The 2,793-nt window shown below is 49.4% G+C and carries 1 rRNA gene; it reads left to right on the forward strand.

The annotated features are described in order from the left end of the window. Positions 1 to 171 precede the first annotated feature (171 nt). Positions 172 to 2,793, forward strand: a 23S ribosomal RNA gene (locus A3735_RS08820); the annotation flags it as partial.

Genomic DNA, 2,793 nt, shown 5'->3' on the forward strand with positions numbered 1-2,793 from the left:
TTGCTAAGTGATTAGATTATTCACATATCAGCGAATAATTTAATCATGGATAACGAAAGAAATGAGATTCATATCAAGCGTTATCCGGCGAAAACGTTACGAATGGTCATATATATAGCTTAAGTACTAAGATGGTAAAAGGTCGTCTTAGAAGACTGCTTCGGGTTATATAGTTAAGTGACTAAGCGCATACGGTGGATGCCTTGGCAGTCAGAGGCGATGAAGGACGTAGTAACCTGCGATAAGCGTTGGTAAGCTGGTAAACAAGCTTTGACCCAACGATTTCCGAATGGGGAAACCCATCTAACATAAGTTAGATATCTTGCACTGAATACATAGGTGTAAGAAGCAAACCCGGAGAACTGAAACATCTAAGTACCCGGAGGAAAAGAAATCAACCGAGATTCCCTTAGTAGCGGCGAGCGAACGGGGATTAGCCGATGATTATTGAATTAGTGGAACGCTCTGGGAAGTGCGGCCATAGTGGGTGATAGCACCGTACACGAAGATTCAATAGTCACATATTAAGTAGGACGGGACACGTGTTATCTTGTCTGAAGATGGGGGGACCATCCTCCAAGGCTAAATACTCCTGACTGACCGATAGTGAACCAGTACCGTGAGGGAAAGGCGAAAAGAACCCCTGTGAGGGGAGTGAAATAGATCCTGAAACCGTATGCGTACAAGCAGTGGGAGCAGACTTGTTCTGTGACTGCGTACCTTTTGTATAATGGGTCAGCGACTTAATTTTAGTAGCAAGGTTAACCGTATAGGGGAGCCGTAGGGAAACCGAGTCTTAATAGGGCGTTTAGTTGCTGGGATTAGACCCGAAACCGAGTGATCTAGCCATGAGCAGGTTGAAGATCAGGTAACACTGATTGGAGGACCGAACCCACTTATGTTGAAAAATGAGGGGATGACTTGTGGCTAGGAGTGAAAGGCTAATCAAACTCGGAGATAGCTGGTTCTCCTCGAAAGCTATTTAGGTAGCGCCTCGTGTATCACCCTGGGGGGTAGAGCACTGTTTGGGCTAGGGGGTCATCCCGACTTACCAACCCCATGCAAACTCCGAATACCCAGGAGTGCGATCACGGGAGACACACGGCGGGTGCTAACGTCCGTCGTGGAGAGGGCAACAACCCAGACCGCCAGCTAAGGTCCCAAAGTTACAGTTAAGTGGGAAACGATGTGGGAAGGCTTAGACAGCTAGGAGGTTGGCTTAGAAGCAGCCATCCTTTAAAGAAAGCGTAATAGCTCACTAGTCGAGTCGGCCTGCGCGGAAGATTTAACGGGGCTCAAACTGTACACCGAAGCTGCGGATATCTTTTAGATATGGTAGAGGAGCGTTCTGTAAGCTGATGAAGCTCNATTGAGAAGTTGGGTGGAGGTATCAGAAGTGCGAATGCTGACATGAGTAACGACAAAGGGGGTGAAAAACCCCCTCGCCGGAAGACCAAGGGTTCCTGCGCAACGTTAATCGGCGCAGGGTGAGTCGGCCCCTAAGGCGAGGCTGAGAAGCGTAGTCGATGGGAAACAGGTTAATATTCCTGTACTTGTATATATTGCGATGGGGAGACGGAGAAAGCTAAACCAGCATGGCGACGGTTGTCCATGTTTAAGGTTGTAGGCTGAGGACTTAGGCAAATCCGGGTCCTTAAGGCTGAGAACTGATGACGAGATCTCTTTTAGAGATTGAAGTGGTTGATGCTCTGCTTCCAGGAAAAACCTCTAAGCTTCAGATATATAGGAACCGTACCCCAAACCGACACAGGTGGTCAGGTAGAGAATACCAAGGCGCTTGAGAGAACTCGGGTGAAGGAACTAGGCAAAATGGTACCGTAACTTCGGGAGAAGGTACGCCGATTTTGGTGATCAGACTTGCTCTGTAAGCTGAGGTCGGCCGAAGATACCAGTTGGCTGCGACTGTTTATTAAAAACACAGTACTCTGCAAACACGAAAGTGGACGTATAGGGTATGACACCTGCCCGGTGCCGGAAGGTTAATTGATGGGGTTAGCGTATGCGAAGCTCTTGATCGAAGCCCCGGTAAACGGCGGCCGTAACTATAACGGTCCTAAGGTAGCGAAATTCCTTGTCGGGTAAGTTCCGACCTGCACGAATGGTGTAACGATGGCCAAGCTGTCTCCACCCGAGACTCAGTGAAATTGAAATCGCTGTTAAGATGCAGCGTATCCGCGGCTAGACGGAAAGACCCCGTGAACCTTTACTATAGCTTCACAGTGAACTTTGAACCTATTTGTGTAGGATAGGTGGGAGGCTTTGAAACCAGGTCGCTAGATCTGGTGGAGCCATCCTTGAAATACCACCCTGGTATGTTTGAGGTTCTAACTCGGGTCCCTTATCGGGATCGAGGACACTGTGTGGTGGGTAGTTTGACTGGGGCGGTCTCCTCCCAAAGAGTAACGGAGGAGCACGAAGGTGCGCTAAGCATGGTCGGACATCATGCGGTTAGTGTAATGGCATAAGCGCGCTTAACTGCGAGACAGACACGTCGAGCAGGTACGAAAGTAGGTCATAGTGATCCGGTGGTTCTGTATGGAAGGGCCATCGCTCAACGGATAAAAGGTACTCCGGGGATAACAGGCTGATACCGCCCAAGAGTTCACATCGACGGCGGTGTTTGGCACCTCGATGTCGGCTCATCACATCCTGGGGCTGAAGCCGGTCCCAAGGGTATGGCTGTTCGCCATTTAAAGTGGTACGCGAGCTGGGTTTAGAACGTCGTGAGACAGTTCGGTCCCTATCTGCCGTGGACGTTGGAAAATTGAGAAG

This window comes from Oleiphilus sp. HI0061 (genome assembly GCF_001635675.1).